At 58.2% G+C, this 16,687-nt stretch carries 17 protein-coding genes and 1 pseudogene; 12 read left to right on the forward strand and 6 right to left on the reverse strand.

Annotation, left to right across the window (positions count from 1 at the left end; all coding sequences use genetic code 11):
* Positions 1-141: 141 nt before the first annotated feature.
* From IM300_RS13280 to xynR, 3 genes are all read left to right on the forward strand, one after another.
* Complete coding sequence (locus IM300_RS13280; protein ID WP_063867255.1) at positions 142-504, forward strand: hypothetical protein; 363 nt, start codon at positions 142-144, stop codon at positions 502-504.
* Position 505: 1 nt separating this feature from the next.
* Positions 506-958: a DUF3828 domain-containing protein gene (locus IM300_RS13285; protein ID WP_193036893.1), complete on the forward strand. Its 453-nt coding sequence runs from the start codon at positions 506-508 to the stop codon at positions 956-958.
* 193 nt (positions 959-1,151) lie between these two features.
* A complete protein-coding gene (xynR, locus tag IM300_RS13290) occupies positions 1,152-1,913 on the forward strand; it encodes a DNA-binding transcriptional repressor XynR (protein ID WP_063154889.1) in 762 nt (253 codons plus the stop codon).
* On the opposite strand, the gene IM300_RS13295 is transcribed toward xynR, so the two are convergent.
* The 5 genes from IM300_RS13295 to IM300_RS13315 form a co-directional block, all read right to left on the reverse strand.
* A complete protein-coding gene (locus tag IM300_RS13295) occupies positions 1,898-3,508 on the reverse strand; it encodes a glycoside hydrolase family 43 protein (RefSeq protein ID WP_193036896.1) in 1,611 nt (536 codons plus the stop codon). The genes xynR and IM300_RS13295 overlap by 16 nt on opposite strands.
* 11 nt (positions 3,509-3,519) lie before the next feature.
* Positions 3,520-4,902, reverse strand: a complete 1,383-nt coding sequence (locus IM300_RS13300) for an MFS transporter (protein ID WP_028015325.1) — start codon at positions 4,900-4,902, stop codon at positions 3,520-3,522.
* Between the two features lie 226 nt (positions 4,903-5,128).
* Entirely contained in the window at positions 5,129-7,096 is a 1,968-nt protein-coding gene (gene yagF, locus IM300_RS13305) for a xylonate dehydratase YagF (RefSeq protein WP_193036898.1), read from the reverse strand.
* Positions 7,097-7,110: 14 nt separating this feature from the next.
* Complete coding sequence (yagE, locus tag IM300_RS13310; protein WP_193036900.1) at positions 7,111-8,019, reverse strand: 2-keto-3-deoxygluconate aldolase; 909 nt, start codon at positions 8,017-8,019, stop codon at positions 7,111-7,113.
* Between the two features lie 204 nt (positions 8,020-8,223).
* Positions 8,224-8,676 (reverse strand): YhcH/YjgK/YiaL family protein, encoded by a 453-nt coding sequence (locus tag IM300_RS13315; protein WP_193036902.1) that lies wholly within the window; start codon positions 8,674-8,676, stop codon positions 8,224-8,226.
* A 675-nt stretch (positions 8,677-9,351) separates the two neighbouring features.
* Here IM300_RS13315 and arcA point away from each other — a divergent pair.
* The 5 genes from arcA (at position 9,352) to IM300_RS13340 (ending at position 14,534) form a co-directional block, all read left to right on the forward strand.
* Positions 9,352-10,572, forward strand: coding sequence for an arginine deiminase (gene arcA / locus IM300_RS13320; RefSeq protein WP_008501384.1), 1,221 nt, complete (start codon positions 9,352-9,354; stop codon positions 10,570-10,572).
* 9 nt (positions 10,573-10,581) lie between these two features.
* A complete protein-coding gene (locus IM300_RS13325) occupies positions 10,582-11,493 on the forward strand; it encodes a carbamate kinase (protein ID WP_193036904.1) in 912 nt (303 codons plus the stop codon).
* Between the two features lie 25 nt (positions 11,494-11,518).
* A complete protein-coding gene (gene argF / locus IM300_RS13330) occupies positions 11,519-12,523 on the forward strand; it encodes an ornithine carbamoyltransferase (RefSeq protein ID WP_193036906.1) in 1,005 nt (334 codons plus the stop codon).
* 47 nt (positions 12,524-12,570) lie between these two features.
* The gene (locus IM300_RS13335; RefSeq protein ID WP_193036908.1) at positions 12,571-13,974 is read left to right on the forward strand and encodes a YfcC family protein; all 1,404 of its coding nucleotides are present in this window, start codon (positions 12,571-12,573) and stop codon (positions 13,972-13,974) included.
* 80 nt (positions 13,975-14,054) lie between these two features.
* Complete coding sequence (locus tag IM300_RS13340; RefSeq protein WP_193037007.1) at positions 14,055-14,534, forward strand: arginine repressor; 480 nt, start codon at positions 14,055-14,057, stop codon at positions 14,532-14,534.
* Between the two features lie 3 nt (positions 14,535-14,537).
* On the opposite strand, the pseudogene IM300_RS13345 reads toward IM300_RS13340, so the two are convergent.
* Positions 14,538-14,655: pseudogene (locus IM300_RS13345) on the reverse strand (hypothetical protein).
* On the opposite strand from IM300_RS13345, the gene IM300_RS13350 reads away from it, so the two are divergent.
* From IM300_RS13350 to ridA, 4 genes are all read left to right on the forward strand, one after another.
* The gene (locus tag IM300_RS13350; RefSeq protein WP_022646880.1) at positions 14,635-14,739 is read left to right on the forward strand and encodes a pyrBI operon leader peptide; all 105 of its coding nucleotides are present in this window, start codon (positions 14,635-14,637) and stop codon (positions 14,737-14,739) included. The pseudogene IM300_RS13345 and the gene IM300_RS13350 overlap by 21 nt on opposite strands.
* Before the next feature lie 34 nt (positions 14,740-14,773).
* Entirely contained in the window at positions 14,774-15,706 is a 933-nt protein-coding gene (pyrB, locus tag IM300_RS13355) for an aspartate carbamoyltransferase (protein WP_063867237.1), read from the forward strand.
* Positions 15,707-15,718: 12 nt separating this feature from the next.
* Positions 15,719-16,180: an aspartate carbamoyltransferase regulatory subunit gene (gene pyrI, locus IM300_RS13360; protein ID WP_010427352.1), complete on the forward strand. Its 462-nt coding sequence runs from the start codon at positions 15,719-15,721 to the stop codon at positions 16,178-16,180.
* A 73-nt stretch (positions 16,181-16,253) separates the two neighbouring features.
* Entirely contained in the window at positions 16,254-16,640 is a 387-nt protein-coding gene (gene ridA, locus IM300_RS13365) for a 2-iminobutanoate/2-iminopropanoate deaminase (RefSeq protein WP_003863373.1), read from the forward strand.
* Positions 16,641-16,687: the final 47 nt, after the last annotated feature.

Below are 16,687 nucleotides of genomic sequence, written 5' to 3' on the forward strand. Positions count from 1 at the left end.
CCATAATAAGTATTTATGTTTTATTAACCATTATTTATTGAGTAGATAGTGGTTAACATCAGGCCATTATCAATTACAAAATACCGTATTTTATCGGCGTAATATTTCCTTATTGCTGCATTTCGTTAATAAGGATTAATTATGTCATGGAATAAGCATGAAGCTGTGTCGTATGCCCGCAGCCACGCACATCATAAAAGTACCGGTTACTGCGCCCGCGCCGTTGCTGCAGCTATCCGCGCCGGAGGACTGAAGATTGATGGCGCTGATGCAAAAAACTTCTGGCGTTCTCTTGAGAAGGCAGGATTCAGTAAAGTGTATGGCACCCCTATTGAGGGTGATGTTGCAGTCATTGACGCATTACCTGGTGCGCATCAAAATGGGCATGCTTGTATCTACGACGGATCGGGTACCTGGTATTCAGACTTTAAACAGAACAGCCTTTATCCCGGCCAGACATATCGGAAGATACAGCCCAAAATCACCCTTTACAGGCACTATTGATATGAAAAATATCTTACTGCTTCTCTTCATATTCTCTTTTTCTGCAATGGCTGGCCATTCTGATCCGATTGAGCGTGCTGTAAAATTTAACAGCTGGTACGTAAATCAAATCAACAAAGACGTATTTCCCATTACTGATGGAAACGAAATAGATAAATATGTCACAGCATCAACAATGAAAAAACTCCGTCACACGCAGGATCCTCGCTATGCAGATGAAGAGTTTTACGAGGCTGATATATTTTTAAAAGCGCAATACGTCGGCGATGACTGGCCGCAGAATGTGACAGCCATAGCCGGGGATACCGATCCCGTCTGTGTCAACGTATACATTGCATTCGGTAAAAAGCAGGACCACGTAGTCATAGACTGCATGGTTAAAGAAAACAACTTATGGAAGGTGCAGTCGGTTTCTGCTGTTGAATTTTCAAGAAACCTGACTATTCCGAACTGAGCCAAACAACGTACTGACAAGATATTTGATCGGTGCGCTCTTTTTGCCGGGTGACGCTGCGCTTACCCGGCCTACAAGTCCCGTAGGCCCGTGCAAGCGAAGCGCCGCCGGGCAAACCGGCTCCCCTTCATTGATTTTTCACCCCGAAAAAGGTACGTTTTCGCCTTCATTCCAGCGTGGACATGCCAGCATTATGCCGATTATTCAGTCTGTTGAACGTGCGTTGCAGATCCTCGACCTGTTCAACGAGCAGGCCACCGAGCTTAAGATCACCGACATCAGCAAACTGATGGGGCTGAGCAAGAGCACCCTCCACTCGCTGCTGAAAACCCTCCAGCTTCACGGCTATATCGATCAGAATCCGGAGAACGGGAAATATCGCCTCGGCATGAAGCTGGTCGAGCGCGGTCATTTTGTCGTGGGCTCAATCGATATCCGGCAAAAGGCGAAAGGCTGGCTGACGGAGCTGTCACAGCGGACCGGGCAGACCACCCATCTGGGGATCCTGGACGGGCGTGAAGGGGTCTATATCGAGAAGATTGAAGGCAAGCTGGCCGCCATCGCCTATTCGCGCATCGGCCGCCGCCTGCCGGTTCACGCCACCGCCATCGGCAAGGTGTTGATTGCCTGGCTGGGCGAGGCCGAGCTGAACGCCCTGCTGGAGGGCTATCAGTACACTACCTTTACTCCCGCGACCCTCGCCTCTCGTGAAGCCTTAATGGCCGCCCTGGCGCAGACCCGCGAGCAGGGCTATGCCCTGGACAGCGAAGAGAACGAGCAGGGCGTGCGCTGCGTGGCGGTACCGGTGTGGAACCACGAATCCCGCGTGATTGCCGCCCTGAGCCTGTCGACACTCACCTCCCGCGTGGACGACGCCGAGCTGGCCCGCTTCCGCGAGGAGCTTCAGCAGGCCGGGCTCGAGCTCTCACGCGCGCTGGGCTATACCGGCTCGTAGGTGAAGTAGTCGAAGTCCGCGTGACAGCCGTCGCCGCTGATGTCCTCGCAGTGCAGCCCCACAAACGCGCCGGTAAAGAAGCCGCGCCCGCCGATGTAATCGTCCGACAGCTTCCACGCCTCATACGTCACCGGCACGGCGTGCCACGTTTCGCCGTCAAACGAGTAGCTGTAGCGGTAGACCAGCGTATTCACGTCCACCCGCAGCCAGACGCTCTCGGCATGTTCCGGCACCGGAATGGGCTGCTCGTGCAGCGGCCACGACGGCACGTTGTGGTCGAGCTGGATCACCTTGATGGTTCTCCCCTGCCCCTCCTCGTAATCCACAAAGCAGTAGCTCCAGTTTTTGCTGTTGTAGTAGCAGGTCAGCCCCGCGCTCTGCTGGAAGTGAACCGGCGAGAACTGCATCCGCGTCTCGGCCCGGAAGGTGAAGTGCTGCCAGCGGCGCGCCACGGTCGACTGGGTGAAAGTCGAGTTGAGCGAGTCGTTGCCGTAGAGCCGTAAGTAGCCCGGGCGCGCGGTGAGCGAGCCGAGGGTGTCGTCGAACGGAATGCGCAGGGTCTGCAATTCAGGATCAAGCGTGCTGCCGTCGAAATCATCACGCCAGTTACCCTGATCGGCTGCGGGCTGCTCCACCACCTGCGGGCCGAGCACGGTCAGCTGCGCGTGTTTGCCGCCTTCCACGTACGGCCAGCCGTCGCGCCACGCAATGCGGGCGATGCCGGTCTCGCGCCCCAGCGGGCAGTAGCCGCGCCCGCCAGAGGCCAGCAGCGGCACGCCGGGCAGGCGCAGCGGGCGGCTGGTGAGGTAGGCCATGTACCATTCTCCCGTATGGGTTTGCAGCAGCGAGCCGTGGCCGCTCTTTTGCAGCGGGTTCTCCGGCAGGTGCCAGCTGGTCATCATCGTTACGTCCGGATGCAGCTCGTACGGCCCGTCGATATTTTTGGAACGCAGTACCACGACGGCGTGCTCGTAGCTGGTGCCGCCTTCGGCAACCATCAGGTAGTACCAGCCCGCGTGGCGATAAAGATGCGCCCCTTCGGTGTAGCAGAGCGGGGTGCCGGTAAACAGGGTTTGGCGTTCCGGCGAGAGCGTTCCGGTCTGCGGATCAAACTCCTGCATCACAATGGTGTTGTGCGGGTTGCTGTGGTGACGCGGCCCCCACGGGCGGTAGAGGTAGTATTTACGCCCATCGTCGTCGTGGAACAGGGACGGATCGAACCCGCCGTTGCCCATTGGGATCGGCTCGCTCCACGGCCCCTCAATGGACGGCGCGGTGACGAGGAAGTTGCGGCCATTTTTCCACGGCGAGTCGACAATCTTCACGTCGGTATAGAGCAGCCAGAATTTGCCGTCGGCGTAGCTCAGGCAAGGCGCCCAGATGCCGCCGGAGTCCGGGTTGCCCTTCATGTCCAGCATCGACACGCGATCCAGCGGGGTGCTGACCAGCGACCAGTTTTTCAGGTCGCGGGAGTGGTAGATGCGCACGCCCGGGAACCACTCGAAGGTCGAGGTGGCGATGTAGTAGTCCTCGCCCTGACGGCACAGGGACGGGTCCGGGTTGAAGCCGGTCAGGATCGGGTTAGTAATTTCCATGTTGCCTCCGGTTAATGGGATGCGGCTGTCGCGGCGTCGGGTACGGCCTCGCCCTGCGCCGCGCGGTGTTTGATCAGCTGCTGGCTGATGGCCTCCACGCGGTCGTCGGTGAGCTTGTAGAACGACAGCATGATGAACATGCCCGCGTAGAGCACCACCGGCACCACGCAGAACAGAATTTTGATGGTGGTGAGCACCTCAACCGGTTGCACGCTGCTGCTGGCGGAGTAGTTCACCCAGGCCAGGATCCAGCCCACCACCGCCCCGCCAATCGCCAGGCCAATCTTCAGGCTGAACAGATAGGTGGAGAACACCAGCCCGTCGAGGCGACGCCCGCTGCGGCTCTCCTCGTAATCCACCACGTCAGAGGCCATCAGCCACTGCAGCGGCGTGGTGGTGTTAAAGACGAACAGGAACAGGATGTTAAGGGCGAAAATCAGCGCGATGTGCTCGGCCGGGGTGAAGAAAATCAGCAGGCTGATGAGTGAGTAAGCGACGATGATCCACTTAAAGGCGGTGACCCGGTCGAAGCGGCCCAGCAGGCGTGAGGAGCAGAGCGAGCCGAACATGGTGGCGAGGCTGCCGTAGAGTAAAAACTGGGTCGCCATCTCCGGATGATCCATCACGTATTTCACGAAGTAGAGCGTCGCCCCGCCGCGCACCACGTTGGAGCAGGTCGCCATCATCTTGAATGCGCACATGATGCGCCACTGGCCGTTGCCCAGCAGCAGCCTGAGATCTTTCGCCACCGACGAGCCCGGCTGCACCTCAAAGGTGTAGCGCTCTTTGGTGGTGAAGAAGCAGACGTAGAGCAGGACCACGCCGGTCAGCCCCAGCACGCACATGGCGCCGAAATAGCCCACCTGCTCGTCCCCCTTGCCGATGATGCTGACCAGCGGCAGCGCGATGCCGCTGATGGCGAGCGAGCCCGCCGCGGCGAGGAAGAAACGCCAGGACTGCAGGGCGTGGCGCTCTTTCGGGTCAGCGGTGATCACCCCCGGCATGGCGCAGTACGGGACGTTAACGAAGGTGTAAACCAGGGTCAGGAGAATGTAGGTCGCGCAGGCGTAGATGATTTTGCCCTGCGCGGAGAAGTCCGGCGTGTAGAAGGTCAGCATGCAGACAATGCCAAACGGGATGGCGCCCCACAGCAGGAACGGGCGGAACTGGCCGTGCCGCGTGCGGGTGCGGTCTACCAGCAGCCCCATCAGCGGGTCGGTCACGGCGTCGAGCACGCGGGAGACTAAAAACAGCGTCCCCATAATGCCCGCGGAGAGTCCAAACACGTCGGTGTAGAAATAGGCCAGCAGGAACATCGTGGCCTGCCAGACGAAGCCGCAGGCGGTGTCACCCAGCCCGTAGCCAATTTTGTCTTTCATGGTTAATTGCGTCATCAGAATTACACCCTTATTTAGTGTGCTGAATTACAACATCGTGTTAATGGAGTGTAATGAGCTGCTCAATTAAACAGCAATGGTCATATCTTATTTCTGAATTACGTTATTTTGCTTTTGTGATGCCAACGATATATCGCAAGACATTGTTTATATTAATAAATTACAGAAACGAAAAAGCCGTCCGCGGATTATTTTCCGCAGACGGTTTTATCTCACAAAATAATTAAAGTCCGAGCGCTTTTTTACCGGCGTTAATTACCTCGATGATTTTATCGGTGTCATAAATACAGCCTTTCCAGGTGCCGCCGCTCACCGACTGCAACGCCGCCCACAGCCGGGTATCGTCCGGCAAAAAGTCGTGGGCGTGCAGGTCCGGGTGCGTCTGCCGCAGCGCCAGCTCGCGCGTGCCCTCCTCCGGCGTCAGCGGGTTGTCCGCCGTGCCGATAAAGTTCACGCTGCCTGTTAATGTCAGGCGGTCGACGGCAATCTCGATGATGTCGTTGTCGCGCAGCTTGCCAATCGGCCCGCCCGCCAGCGCCTCCGGCGACACGTGACCGAAGCAGGCGCCCGTCGACACGCCCGAGAAGCGCGCATCGGTGATTAACGACACCGTTTTTCCCCAGGAGATATGCTTCAGCGCGGAGGTGAGCTGGTAGGTCTCTTCCATGCCGGTGCCGGACGGCCCGCCGCCGATCACCACCATGATATCCCCCTGCTTAATCTCTTCCCGCTTGATGGCCTTGATCGCCTGCGCTTCCGAGACAAACACCCGCACCCGGCCGGTGTGACGGTAAACACCATCGTCATCCACCACCGACGGGTCGATCGCCGTGGCCTTGATCACCGAACCTTCCGGCGCGATGTTGCCCGTCGGGAAGCAGACCGTCGAGGTCAGCCCTTTCGCTTTGGCCTTCTCCGGCGGCAGGATCACGTTATCCGGCTCCACGCCGTCCTGCTCGCGCAGGCACTGGCGGAAGCGCTTACGGCGCTCGGACGCCTGCCACCAGTCGAGGTTCTCGCCCACCGTCTGGCCGGTGACGGTCATGGCATCCAGGTGCAGCAGGCCGAGATCGCGCAGGTGGAGCATCACTTCCGGCACGCCGCCTGCGAGAAACGCCCGCACGGTCGGGTGGTAGTCCGGGCCGTTGGGCAGCACGCTCACCAGACGCGGTACCCTGCGGTTGACGCGCGTCCAGTGCTCTACGTCCGGGATCGTACAGCCCGCCGCGTGGGCGATGGCCGGAATATGCAGCAGTAAGTTTGTGGAACCGCCGAACGCCGCGTGGATCACCATGGCGTTTTCGATGGCTTTATCGGTGAGGATATCGCGCGTGGTGATGCCGCGGTTATCCAGCTCGCTCACCGCCCGCGCCGACTGGCGGGCGATCTCCAGCCACACCGCCTGCCCGGACGGCGCCAGCGCGGAGTGCGGCAGCGCCAGCCCCAGCGCTTCCGCCACCACCTGCGAGGTGCCCGCCGTGCCGAGGAATTGGCAGCCGCCGCCCGGCGACGCGCAGGCGCGACAGCCGAGCTCGGCGGCCTCCTGCAATGAGAGTTCGTGGTTGGCAAAGCGCGCGCCGATGGTCTGCACCTTGCCTGCGTCTTCCCCCACGGTTGGCGGCAGCGTCGCCCCGCCCGGCACCAGAATGGTCGGCAGATCGTGCATGGAGGCCAGGGCGATCATGGTAGCGGGCAGCCCTTTATCGCAGGTGGCTACGCCGATCACCGCCCGGCGCGTGGGCAGGGAGCGGATCAGACGGCGAAACACGATCGCCGCGTCGTTGCGGTACGGCAGCGAGTCGAACATGCCGTGCGTGCCCTGAGAGCGCCCGTCGCACGGATCGCTGACGAAGGCCGCAAACGGGATCCCGCCGTTGCGGGTGATCTCTTTCGCCGCCGCCTGCATCTGCATGCCGATCTCCCAGTGCCCGGTGTGGTAGCCCAGCGCAACCGGGCGTCCGTCCCCGGCGCGAATACCGCCCTGGGTACCGATAATCAGCACCTCTTTGCCGGTCAGCTTATTGGCGTCCCAGCCCATCCCGGCGTTCTGCGTCATGCCGAACAGGTTGCCGCTGGGGGATTCCATCAGCATCTGCGGGGTCAGCGGCAGCGCGCCCTGCGGCCCCGCTGCATGGGTAATCACCGCATAAAACGCATCGTCCTGTGGGGTGAAAATTTTCTCAATGGTCATCGTTATCGTCCGGCTCAGCAGAGCTTGAGCTGTTGTAACAGGGTTTTCAGCTGCGCCTTACGCGGCTCGTCCAGCGCTGACGCGGGCGGTAGCACGTGCGTGGAAATCGGGCGGCCGCAGAGCACGATCGCCTCTTTAATGACGTTCACAAACGGCGTATCCAGCTGATACATCTGCGGGATTTGCAGCAGGGTCTGATGATACTCAGCCGCTTTCGCCACGTCTTTATCCCGCCAGGCTTTCAGAAGATTCACCGACACCTGCGGGGCAAAGTTGCCGCTCGCCGAAATCGCCCCGTCGCCGCCGAGCAGCAGGGTATTAAACAGATGATCGTCGTAACCGCACAGCACGGTGAAGTGCGGATGAGCGGCTTTAACGGTGAGGATCATGCTGCGCAGGTGGGCGACGGAGTCGATGGTGTCTTTGATGCCGATAATATTGCTGCGCGAATCGGCCAGGGTTTTGACCAGCGCCGGAGTCAGATCCTGCCCGGTCAGCGCCGGGAAGTTATAGAGCATCACCGGCAGCGCGACGCTGTCCGCCACCTGCTCGAAGTAGCGGATCAGGTTAGCTTCCGATACCTTCCAGTAGTAGGGGTTGATCACCACGATGCCGTCCGCGCCCGCCTGCTGCGCGTGCTGGCTGAGTTCAATGGTTTCCCGGGCGTTGGTGCCGCCGGTGCCGATCAGCACCGGCACCCGGCGATCGACATGATCGATAGCAAAGCGGGCAATGGTTTTACGCTCTTCGGCGCCGAGCTGGGAGAATTCGCCGCCGCTGCCCAGGAAGAACAGGCCGTCAACGCCCGCTGCGATCAGATCGTCGATCAGCGCGGCGGTGCCCTGCTCATCAAGCTGGCCGTCGGCGGTAAAAATGGTGGAGACAGGGGGAATGATTCCCGTAAACAACGCGGACTGCGGCATGAGATCTCCTTGTTGAATCATTTTGTTCTACATTATAGAACAGCGTTCATTAATTTAACGATCATACTATGACGCAGAAAAAGGGGAGGTAAATGGGAAGGGAAGAAGGAGTGTAGGAAGTTTAAGCTGGATCACATATTGCCCGCTCGCCCCTCACCTGGCCCTCTCCCCAAAGGGGAGAGGGTTAGGGTGAGGGGTAAGGAATTACTCCACCAGCATTTTAACAACCACTTTTCTGACCTTAGCAGGCTCCCCCACCGCGCACAGCGGCTTATGCACTTCGCCCGGGTAAAACACCACGAAATCCCCTTCGCCCAGCACCACGGTTTTCTCCTGCTCGCCTTTCGGCAGGAACGCGATGTCTTTGTCCGCCAGCCAGTCGGTGTCCGGGGTGCCGTGCGGCAGGGTGCTGAACGTCATCCCTTCCTGACCCTTCAGCACAATCTGGATATCCAGATAGCGCGCGTGGTACTCGGCGCGGCGCTCGGCAAAAGGCTGGGTCATGTCTTCTGACACCAGATAAAACAGGCGGTCGCCGTTGATGTCGTGCTTGCCGGTCGGCGTCGCGGCGGTAACGTGCGCCTTAACGTGCTCAATGGCCTGGCGCAGTTCTTCCGGTAGCCAGGTCTGGAGATGATGAATGTTGCCCACGATCATGGTATAGCCCTCAAATTAAAACATTGTTTCATTTCCATCTTTTATACGAAAATTGTTCTCCCCCCGCCAGCCCTTTTTAGGCAACTTTTGCGCAAGCGCATGTTTATCGGGAAATGTGTTAATTTGCTGTTAATTGCAGTCAGGCATTTATGCAGTGGTTATGCATAACCTCACCCGACTCTCGCCACCGAATAAATATAACCCATTGAAATTACAGCCTAAATCACAAAACCTGCGGCCACGTCACACTTTATCACTCTGGTTATTTCCTTTATAACGCCATAATTATTTATTGATTTTTCTTAAGTCCAAAATAGTTAATTGCATAAATTGCATAGCCATTCTTACCTTGATATTTTATCGTTTAAAATCAATAATATAACTAAATATGCCCAAATATGTAATTCTACAAAATAATAACAACCTCAAATAATGCCACCCGTTTCCGCTTAGCTATTCATCCTCCAGTAATTACAATTTAATCATTATCTGATGCGAATCATGCAAATGAAAACAAACGTCTTAATATCGTTTTTCGCGTGAGCGATGTCACAATAACCGTTATTTAAGCGCCTACTATGAATCACGAAATCAATTGAGCTTAGCCGCCATGTAATTAAACACATCACATGGCGCATGCCCTTTTTATTCTGAAAAACAGTTAAAGGAATAATTATGGAAAAGCATTACGTCGGTTCTGAAATTGGTCAATTGCGTAGCGTTATGCTGCACCGCCCTAATTTAAGCCTGAAGCGGTTAACTCCCTCAAACTGTCAGGAGCTGTTATTTGATGATGTACTGTCGGTTGAACGGGCGGGTGAAGAGCATGACATCTTCGCAAACACGCTGCGCGAGCAGGGTGTGGAAGTCCTGCTGTTGACCGACCTGCTCACGCAAACGCTTGATATTGCAGAAGCGAAGGCCTGGCTTCTTGAAACACAAATTTCCGACTATCGCCTCGGGCCAACCTTTGCCGGCGACGTGCGCGGCTGGCTGGCGGATATGCCGCACCGCGAACTGGCGCGGCGATTAAGCGGGGGATTAACCTACGGCGAAATTCCGGCAGCCATTAAAAATATGGTGGTGGATACCCACACGGCGAATGATTTTATTATGAAGCCGCTGCCGAACCATTTATTTACCCGCGATACCTCCTGCTGGATTTATAACGGCGTGTCCATTAACCCGATGGCGAAACCCGCCCGCCAGCGTGAAACCAATAATCTGCGCGCGATATATCGCTGGCATCCGGCATTTGCCGACGGCGATTTTATTAAGTATTTCGGCGACGAGAATATTAATTACGACCACGCCACCTTAGAAGGCGGCGACGTACTGGTGATTGGCCGCGGGGCGGTGCTGATCGGCATGTCCGAGCGCACGACGCCGCAGGGCGTGGAGTTCCTTGCCAACAGCCTGTTTAAACACCGTCAGGCCGAACGCGTGATTGCCGTTGAGCTGCCAAAACACCGCTCCTGCATGCACCTCGATACGGTGATGACCCACATCGACGTGGACACCTTCTCCGTCTATCCGGAAGTGGTGCGCAAAGACGCCCAGTGCTGGACGCTCACCCCGGACGGACGCGGCGGCCTGCTGCGCACGCAGGAAACCGACCTGCTGCACGCCATTGAGAAAGCCCTCGGCATTAACCAGGTCCGCCTGATCACCACCGGCGGCGACGCCTTTGAAGCCGAACGCGAGCAGTGGAACGACGCCAATAACGTCCTGACCATCCGCCCGGGCGTGGTGATCGGCTACGAGCGCAACGTCTGGACCAACGAGAAGTACGACAAAGCAGGCATCACCGTGCTGCCGATCCCCGGCGACGAGCTGGGACGCGGTCGCGGCGGCGCGCGCTGCATGAGCTGCCCACTGGAACGCGACGGAATTTAAGGAGCCATCATGGAACGAAAACCCACTCTGGTTGTGGCCCTGGGCGGCAACGCGCTGCTCAAGCGCGGCGAGCCGCTGGAAGCGGATATCCAGCGTCAGAACATTGAGCAGGCCGCCCGCACCATCGCCGGATTAACAGAACAGTGGCGCGTGGTGCTGGTGCACGGCAACGGGCCGCAGGTCGGGCTGCTGGCATTGCAGAACAGCGCCTACGACAAAGTGACGCCCTACCCGCTGGACGTTCTCGGCGCGGAAAGCCAGGGGATGATCGGCTACATGCTCCAGCAGGCGCTGAAAAACAATCTGCCGCAGCGCGAGGTGAGCGTTCTGCTCACTCAGGTAGAGGTGGACGCCGCCGACCCGGCCTTCAGCAACCCGACCAAATACATCGGCCCGGTGTACAGCGAAGCGCAGGCGAAAGCGCTGGCCGCAGAAAAAGGCTGGACGTTCAGGGCCGACGGCGCCTATTTCCGCCGCGTGGTGCCCTCTCCACAGCCGAAGCGCATCGTCGAGAGCGACGCCATTACGGCGCTGATCCAGCGTGACCACCTGGTCATCTGCAACGGCGGCGGTGGCGTGCCGGTAGTGGAGAACGCCAACGGCTATCGCGGCGTTGAGGCGGTGATCGACAAAGACCTCTCCGCCGCCCTGCTGGCGCGCCAGATCGAGGCCGATGCCCTGCTGATCCTCACCGATGCCGACGCGGTGTACCTCGACTGGGGCAAGCCGACCCAGCGCCCGCTGGCGCAGGTGACGCCGGAACTGCTTAAAGACATGACGTTCGACGCCGGATCGATGGGGCCGAAGGTCGCCGCCTGCCGCGAATTTGTTGAGGCCTGCGGCGGGATTGCCGGGATCGGCGCGCTGAATGACGGCGCGGAGATCCTGGCGGGCGAGAAAGGCACGCTGATTCGTAACTGAGCACTCATTTAAAAAGGATTTACCCATGACCATCAACCTGAAAAACCGCAACTTTCTTAAACTGCTGGACTACACCCCGGCGGAAATTCAGTACCTGATCGACCTCGCCATCGAGCTGAAGGCAGCCAAAAAAGCCGGGCGCGAAAAGCAGACGCTGGTCGGAAAAAACATCGCCCTGATCTTTGAAAAAACCTCCACCCGCACCCGCTGCGCCTTCGAAGTGGGCGCGTTTGACCAGGGCGCGCAGGTCACCTACCTCGGCCCAAGCGGGTCGCAGATCGGTCACAAAGAGTCGATGAAAGACTCCGCCCGCGTGCTGGGCCGCATGTATGACGGCATCGAGTACCGCGGCTACGGTCAGGCCATCGTCGAGGAGCTGGGCGAGTACGCGGGCGTGCCGGTGTGGAACGGCCTGACCGACGAGTTTCACCCAACGCAAATTCTGGCGGATCTGATGACCATGCTGGAGCACTCCCCGGGCAAAACCCTGCCGGAGCTGAGCTTTGCCTACCTGGGCGATGCGCGTAACAACATGGGCAACTCCCTGATGGTCGGCGCGGCCAAGATGGGGATGGATATCCGTCTTGTGGCGCCCAAATCCTTCTGGCCGGAGGCGGGCCTGGTTGAGCAGTGCCGCGCCATCGCCAAAGAAACGGGCGCGCGCATCACCCTCACCGACGACGTGGAAGAAGGCGTGCACGGCACCGATTTCCTCTACACCGACGTGTGGGTCTCCATGGGCGAACCGAAGGAAGCCTGGGCCGAGCGCGTCAGCCTGATGAAGCCGTATCAAATCAACGCGGACGTGATGAAGGCCACCGGCAACCCGAACGTCAAGTTCATGCACTGCCTGCCGGCATTCCACAACGAGCACACCAAAGTGGGGCGCGAAATCGAGGTGGCGTACGGCCTGAAGGGGCTGGAAGTGACGGAAGAGGTCTTTGAATCACCGAACTCCATCGTCTTCGACGAAGCAGAAAACCGCATGCACACCATTAAGGCGGTCATGGTGGCGACACTCGGCGACTAATCACCGCCCGGCGCGCCGCGAGGTGCGCCGGGTTTCAGGAGAACATCATGGGCAAGTTCAAGTTTCCCTCCGCTTACACCATTCTCTTTTTTCTGATTGCCGTCGTGGCCGTGCTGACGTGGATTGTTCCGGCCGGGCAGTACCACATGGCGATGAACGAGGCGCTCGGCAAAGAGGTGCCGGTTGCCGGCACCTATGCGCACGTGGCATCGCACCCGCAGGGGCTGGTGTCGGTGCTGATGGCCCCGATAGCCGGGCTGTACGATCCGGAATCCGGCCAGGCCGGAGCGATCGACGTCGCGCTGTTTATTCTGATCATCGGGGGATTTCTCGGGATCGTCACCAAAACTGGGGCAATTGACGCCGGGATAGAGCGCGTCACCACTAAGCTGCGCGGACGCGAAGAGTGGATGATCCCGATCCTGATGGCGCTGTTTGCCGCAGGCGGCACGATTTACGGCATGGCCGAAGAGTCGCTGCCCTTCTATACCTTACTGGTGCCGGTGATGCTGGCGGCGCGGTTCGATCCGGTGGTTGCTGCGTCCACCGTGCTGCTCGGGGCGGGGATCGGCACGCTCGGCTCTACTATAAACCCGTTCGCGACGGTGATCGCCGCCAACGCCGCCGGGATCCCCTTCACCAACGGGATCATGCTGCGCATCGCGCTGCTGGTCATCGGCTGGATCATCTGCGTGATGTGGGTGATGCGCTACGCCCGTAAGGTGCGCAAAGATCCGTCGCTGTCGATCGTGGCGGATAAACAGGAAGAGAACCGCGCCCATTTTCTCGGCAACAAGGGCGAGCAGTCGCTGGAATTTACCCCGGTGCGCAAACTCATCCTGGCGATCTTCGCCCTCGCCTTCGCGGTGATGATCTACGGGGTGGCGGTGCGGGGCTGGTGGATGGCGGAGATCTCGGCGGTGTTCCTCGCCAGCGCCATCATCGTTGGGCTTATCGCCCGCATGAGCGAAGAGGAGCTGACCTCAACCTTTATCAACGGCGCGCGAGATTTGCTGGGCGTCGCGCTGATTATCGGCATCGCGCGCGGTATCGTAGTAATGATGGATAAGGGCATGATTACCCACACCATTTTGCACAGCGCCGAGGGGATGGTTACCGGATTATCGACGGTGGCGTTCATTAACGTGATGTACTGGCTGGAGGTGGTGCTGTCGTTTCTTGTGCCTTCTTCGTCCGGCCTGGCCGTTCTGACGATGCCGATCATGGCGCCCCTTGCCGATTTCGCTAACGTCAACCGCGACCTGGTGGTTACGGCTTACCAGTCGGCGTCCGGCCTCGTTAACCTTGTCACCCCCACCTCTGCCGTCGTGATGGGCGGGCTGGCTATCGCCCGCGTGCCCTACGTGCGCTATCTGAAATGGGTCGCGCCGCTGCTGGGGATTTTGACGGTGGTGATTATGGTGGCGTTAAGCCTGGGCGCCTTGTTGTGATTTGCCGGATGGCGCTGCGCTCATCCGGCCTACGGATCGGTGCGGTGCCACCGGTTATTTCGGGAACTGATATGGGAACTATGATGGATTACGAAGAGTACTCTCCCAAAGAGCAACTACAGCTAACGGTCTGCCAGCGTCTGATCGCGGAAAAGAGCTATCTCTCTCAGGAAGAGATCCGCCGCGACTTGCAGGAGCGGGGTTTTGAGACCATTAGCCAGTCCACCGTTTCACGTCTGCTCAAGCTGCTCGGCGTCATAAAAATTCGCAATGCCAAAGGGCTAAAGATTTATTCGTTGAATCCCCAGCTGCGCCCTGCCCCCGACGCCGCGCGCACCGTCTCCGAAATGGTGGTCAGCGTGGAGCACAATAGCGAATTTATCCTTATTCATACCGTCGCCGGATATGGCCGCGCGGTGGCGCGTATTCTGGATTATCACCAGTTACCGGAAATTTTAGGCGTGGTGGCGGGAAGCAGTATCGTCTGGGTCGCGCCCCGGGTGGTGAAGCGTACCGCGCTGGTGCATAAGCAAATTAATTATTTACTCAGAATGAATTAATATTCATAAAGAACCGTTTGCATTGAGTAAAGCGTGCATTAAATCGCTTGATCCCAAAAACGAGCTGCGTATAATGCCCGACAATTTGCCGGGAGGAAGCATGGTCAAGCGTGTACGACATAACGTCTTACCGCGTCTGAAATCAGACGCTGGCCTGCCGTTTTTCTTCCCGTTGCTAAACCTATTCCCAGAGCCCCTCATTTGAGGGGCTTTTTTTTGCCCGGCGTCAGGAGATAAACATGAATCCGCTTTATCAAAAACACATCATTTCCATAAACGACCTCAGCCGCGAAGAGCTGGAACTGGTTCTGGAAACCGCGGCAAAACTGAAGGCCAATCCGCAGCCGGAGCTGCTGAAGCACAAGGTGATCGCGAGCTGTTTCTTTGAAGCGTCGACGCGCACCCGCCTCTCCTTTGAAACCTCCATGCACCGCCTGGGCGCGAGCGTGGTGGGCTTCTCGGACAGCAGCAACACGTCGCTGGGCAAAAAAGGCGAAACCCTGGCGGATACCATTTCAGTGATCAGCACCTACGTGGACGCGATTGTGATGCGCCACCCGCAGGAGGGCGCGGCGCGCCTGGCAACCGAGTTTTCCGGCGGTATTCCGGTGCTGAACGCCGGTGACGGTGCCAACCAGCATCCGACGCAGACCCTGCTGGATCTGTTCACCATTCAGGAGACGCAGGGCACGCTTGAAAACCTGAACATCGCCATGGTCGGCGACCTGAAGTACGGTCGCACCGTCCACTCCCTGACCCAGGCGCTGGCGAAATTTAGCGGCAACCGCTTCTTCTTCATCGCCCCGGACGCGCTGGCAATGCCGCAGTACATCCTCGACATGCTGGACGAGAAAGGCATTGCGTGGAGCCTCCACGCCAGCATCGAAGAGGTGGTGGGCAACGTGGATATTCTCTATATGACCCGCGTGCAGAAAGAGCGTCTGGATCCGTCCGAATACGCCAACGTGAAGGCGCAGTTCGTGCTGCGCGCCAGCGACCTCGACGGCGCGCGCGACAACATGAAGGTGCTGCACCCGCTGCCGCGCATCGATGAAATTGCCACCGACGTGGATAAAACGCCGCACGCCTGGTACTTCCAGCAGGCCGGGAACGGCATCTTCGCTCGCCAGGCGTTACTGGCACTGGTTCTGAATCGCGAATTAGCTCTGTAAGGGGAGACGACCATGACACACGATAACAAACTCCAGGTTGAAGCCATCAAGCGTGGCACCGTGATTGACCACATCCCTGCGCAGGTGGGCTTTAAGCTGCTGACGCTGTTCAAACTGACCGAAACCGACCAGCGCATCACCATCGGCCTGAACCTGCCGTCCGGCGAAATGGGCCGTAAAGATTTGATCAAAATCGAAAACACCTTCCTGACCGACGAGCAGGTCAACCAGCTGTCGCTGTATGCGCCGGACGCCACGGTTAACCGCATCGACGATTACGACGTGGTGGGCAAATCCCGCCCGAGCCTGCCGGAGCGTATCGAAAGCGTGCTGGTCTGCCCGAACAGCAATTGCATCAGCCACGCCGAGCCGGTCTCCTCCAGCTTTGCAGTGAAAAAGCGCGCCAATGACATTGCGCTCAAATGCAAATACTGCGAAAAAGAGTTTTCCCATTATGTGGTGCTGGCCAACTAATTGAGGTTGGTAATGAAATCCCGGCTGTTATAATGGCCGGGAACATTCTTAACGCTGTAATTCTGGAGAAAAAATGAGCAAAGTACTCGCGACGGAAAATGCACCAGCGGCCATTGGCCCATACGTTCAGGGCGTTGATCTGGGCAGCATGATCATCACCTCTGGCCAGATCCCGGTAAACCCGAAAACCGGTGAAGTGCCGGCCGACGTGGCGGCACAGGCGCGTCAGTCGCTGGAAAACGTGCAGGCTATCGTTGAATCTGCGGGCCTGAAAGTGGGTGATATCGTCAAAACGACGGTGTTCGTGAAAGATCTGAACGACTTCGCCACCGTTAACGCCACGTACGAAGCGTTCTTCACCGAGCACAACGCCACCTTCCCGGCGCGCTCCTGCGTGGAAGTAGCGCGTCTGCCAAAAGATGTAAAAATTGAAATTGAAGCGATCGCCGTACGTCGCTAATTTATTTCAATAAATAAAAGGCAGCGCTCGCTGCCTTTATTATTGCG

The organism is Enterobacter cloacae complex sp. I2 (assembly GCF_014896205.1).
Lineage (GTDB): Bacteria > Pseudomonadota > Gammaproteobacteria > Enterobacterales > Enterobacteriaceae > Enterobacter > Enterobacter quasihormaechei.

Bases quoted from the DNA above. Each gene is read 5' to 3' on its own strand.
- IM300_RS13280 (WP_063867255.1), top strand. From the start codon at position 142: ATGTCATGGAATAAGCATGAAGCTGTGTCGTATGCCCGCAGCCACGCA.
- IM300_RS13285 (WP_193036893.1), top strand. From the start codon at position 506: ATGAAAAATATCTTACTGCTTCTCTTCATATTCTCTTTTTCTGCAATG.
- xynR (WP_063154889.1), top strand. From the start codon at position 1,152: ATGCCGATTATTCAGTCTGTTGAACGTGCGTTGCAGATCCTCGACCTG.
- IM300_RS13295 (WP_193036896.1), bottom strand. From the start codon at position 3,508: ATGGAAATTACTAACCCGATCCTGACCGGCTTCAACCCGGACCCGTCC.
- IM300_RS13300 (WP_028015325.1), bottom strand. From the start codon at position 4,902: ATGACGCAATTAACCATGAAAGACAAAATTGGCTACGGGCTGGGTGAC.
- yagF (WP_193036898.1), bottom strand. From the start codon at position 7,096: ATGACCATTGAGAAAATTTTCACCCCACAGGACGATGCGTTTTATGCG.
- yagE (WP_193036900.1), bottom strand. From the start codon at position 8,019: ATGCCGCAGTCCGCGTTGTTTACGGGAATCATTCCCCCTGTCTCCACC.
- IM300_RS13315 (WP_193036902.1), bottom strand. From the start codon at position 8,676: ATGATCGTGGGCAACATTCATCATCTCCAGACCTGGCTACCGGAAGAA.
- arcA (WP_008501384.1), top strand. From the start codon at position 9,352: ATGGAAAAGCATTACGTCGGTTCTGAAATTGGTCAATTGCGTAGCGTT.
- IM300_RS13325 (WP_193036904.1), top strand. From the start codon at position 10,582: ATGGAACGAAAACCCACTCTGGTTGTGGCCCTGGGCGGCAACGCGCTG.
- argF (WP_193036906.1), top strand. From the start codon at position 11,519: ATGACCATCAACCTGAAAAACCGCAACTTTCTTAAACTGCTGGACTAC.
- IM300_RS13335 (WP_193036908.1), top strand. From the start codon at position 12,571: ATGGGCAAGTTCAAGTTTCCCTCCGCTTACACCATTCTCTTTTTTCTG.
- IM300_RS13340 (WP_193037007.1), top strand. From the start codon at position 14,055: ATGATGGATTACGAAGAGTACTCTCCCAAAGAGCAACTACAGCTAACG.
- IM300_RS13350 (WP_022646880.1), top strand. From the start codon at position 14,635: ATGGTCAAGCGTGTACGACATAACGTCTTACCGCGTCTGAAATCAGAC.
- pyrB (WP_063867237.1), top strand. From the start codon at position 14,774: ATGAATCCGCTTTATCAAAAACACATCATTTCCATAAACGACCTCAGC.
- pyrI (WP_010427352.1), top strand. From the start codon at position 15,719: ATGACACACGATAACAAACTCCAGGTTGAAGCCATCAAGCGTGGCACC.
- ridA (WP_003863373.1), top strand. From the start codon at position 16,254: ATGAGCAAAGTACTCGCGACGGAAAATGCACCAGCGGCCATTGGCCCA.